Annotated in this window: 1 protein-coding gene; it reads left to right on the top strand. The window is 68.3% G+C overall.

The features are described from left to right. Window positions 1–293: 293 nt before the first annotated feature. Window positions 294–2,501: a recombinase family protein gene (locus LQ326_RS46965; RefSeq protein WP_234545339.1), complete on the top strand. Its 2,208-nt coding sequence runs from the start codon at window positions 294–296 to the stop codon at window positions 2,499–2,501. The last annotated feature ends 25 nt before the right edge of the window (window positions 2,502–2,526 follow it).

Here is a 2,526-nt window from a genome sequence, read left to right as displayed (position 1 = left end):
GCTCAAGGAGCAAGCCGTAGTGCCCACATAGATGTGCCCGAGGCGGGGAACAGGCCTGTCGTAGGGGTTGCCGGCCTGCTCAACACCGCCGCTCTTGTTCGGCAGTTGCGTGAGCGACTGGCTGATGACGAAGAGGGCGGTGAGGGTCAGTGGACGGAGATGTCGTCGCTGAGCTCCCCAGATTCCGCAGTGGGGAGCCGTTCCGGAACTGAACCGCCAGTTGGTGGTGCGGTTGCTGGCAGTGCTGGCCGCACGGATGGTGATCGCGGCGGACCCGGTCGGGCAGGACGGGGGTGACCTCGGTGAACAGGACGGCTGCAGCGCCATGGGATCGGATTGAGGGCAAGATCCAGCCGTGGCATCGCGACCGGCTCGCGGTGGTCTATGTCCGTCAGTCGACTCCCCAGCAGGTACTCGATCATGCCGAGTCCACCCGGCTGCAGTACGGACTCACGCAACGGGCAGTCGACTTGGGCTGGGCTGCGTCCCGGGTCCTGGTGATCGACGAGGACCTGGGCCATTCCGCGTCCGGCGTCGTGGAGCGGGCTGGCTTCCAGCGTCTGGTCTCCGAGGTCGGCCTGGACCATGTGGGCCTGGTGTTGGGCATGGAAATGTCGCGTCTGGCCCGCAGCGGCCGCGAATGGCATCAGCTGCTGGAGCTGTGCGCGCTGTCGGGTGCTCTGCTGGCGGACCCGGACGGGGTCTATGACCCGGCCGAGCACAACGACCGGATGCTGCTGGGGCTGAAGGGCACGATCAGCGAGGCGGAACTGCATCTGATCAAGCAGCGGATGTGGAACGGACGGATCGGTAAGGCCCGCCGCGGCGAACTGGCCGTGCCCCTGCCCGTGGGCTATCTGCGCCGCCCGGACGGTCAGGTCGTGCGTGATCCGGACCAGCAGGTGCAGGCCGTGGTCCATCTGGTCTTCGACCTGTTCGACGAACTCGCCACGATCAACGCGGTGTTGCGGTTCCTGGTCGACCACGGCATCCAGATAGGCATCCGGGTGCGGGAGGGCCCCGAACGCGGGACGCTGGCCTGGAGGCGTCCCAGCCGGATCGTGATCCAGAACATGCTCCGCCACCCCGCCTATGCCGGGGTCTATGTCTATGGCCGCAGCCGTACCGATCCCCGCCGGCGTCTGGCGGGCCGCCCGTTCACCGGGCGCGTCCGCAGGCCGCCCGAGGACTGGCTGGTCTATCTGCCCGACGTCCTGCCCGCCTATATCAGCGCCGAGCGGCATGACCGCAACCTTGCCCGGATCGAGGCGAACCGGGCCCGTTCCCAGAGCATGGGTGCCCTGCGTGACGGGCCGGCCCTGCTGGTCGGGCTGATCTTCTGCGGGCGGTGCGACACTCGTATGGTCGTGCATTACCAGCGCGGCCAGGGCAGAAAGCTATGGCCGAAGTACGAGTGCAGCCGCGTGAAGGCTGACTACGGCGGAGAGCTGTGCCAGCAGTTGTCCGGGATCTGCGTCGACCGCTATGTGACCGGTCTGCTGCTTGCAGCGATGGCGCCAGCCGCCCTGGAGGTCTCGCTGCAGGCGGCCGAGCAGGCCCAGCACCGGCGCGAAGAGGTGGACCAGATCTGGCAGCAGCGTCTGGAACGAGCGGGCTATGCGGCCGACCGGGCCCGGCGCCAGTACCAGTTGGCCGAGCCCGAAAACCGCCTGGTGGTTAGGGAACTGGAGAAGGAGTGGGAGCATGCGCTGGCCGAACGGCGGCGGCTCGGTGAGGAGTACGACCGCTTCATCGCAGCCCGGCCCCGCATCCTCACCGTCGCCGAGTGTGACCAGATCCGGGCCCTGGCCGCCGACCTCCCCGCCGTCTGGCAGGCACCCACCACGACCGATGCGGACCGAAAACAGCTGACCAGGCACTTGATCGAGAGGGTCACCGTCACCGTCGTCGGGGACAGCGAGCGCGTCACCGTCCAGGTCACCTGGGCCGGCGGACACCGCACCACCGGCGAACTCGTCCGCCCGGTCGCCCGCTTGGACCAGCTCAGCTACTTCCCCCGCCTGGCCGCGCGGGCCCGCGAACTCGCCGAGGCCGGCCACTCAGCCCCGGCCATCGCGAAAATCCTCAACTCCGAGGGCTTCCGCCCGCCCAAACGCCGCGAACACTTCGGCACCCAGGGCGTCCGCACGCTGCTGCAGGAACTGGGCTGCGTCAGCCAGCAGGAACAAGCCCTCCGGCGGGGAGCCGCACCACTCGGCCGCCACGAGTGGTGGCTGACCGACCTCGCCCGCGAGCTCGGCATGCCCCGGGTGACGCTCTTCGGATGGATCAAACGCGACTGGGTCACTGCCCACCAGCTCACCGACCAGCGCCGGTCCTGGACCATCCACGCCGACCCCGCAGAAGTCGAGCGCCTCCGCCAGCTCCACCAGCAGTCCCGTGGCCACCGACCACGACAAGCCTGGCTCGACCACCAGCAGGCGACGATAATCCGGAACGAGGAAGGAAACCACGGCGATGACGTCGAACCGCATGTATGACAGCACTGCGGCTTGCTCATCTCGA

The sequence above is a fragment of the Streptomyces shenzhenensis genome (genome assembly GCF_021462265.1).
Lineage (GTDB): Bacteria > Actinomycetota > Actinomycetes > Streptomycetales > Streptomycetaceae > Streptomyces > Streptomyces shenzhenensis.
This window is presented reverse-complemented; position numbering and strand designations above follow the sequence as displayed.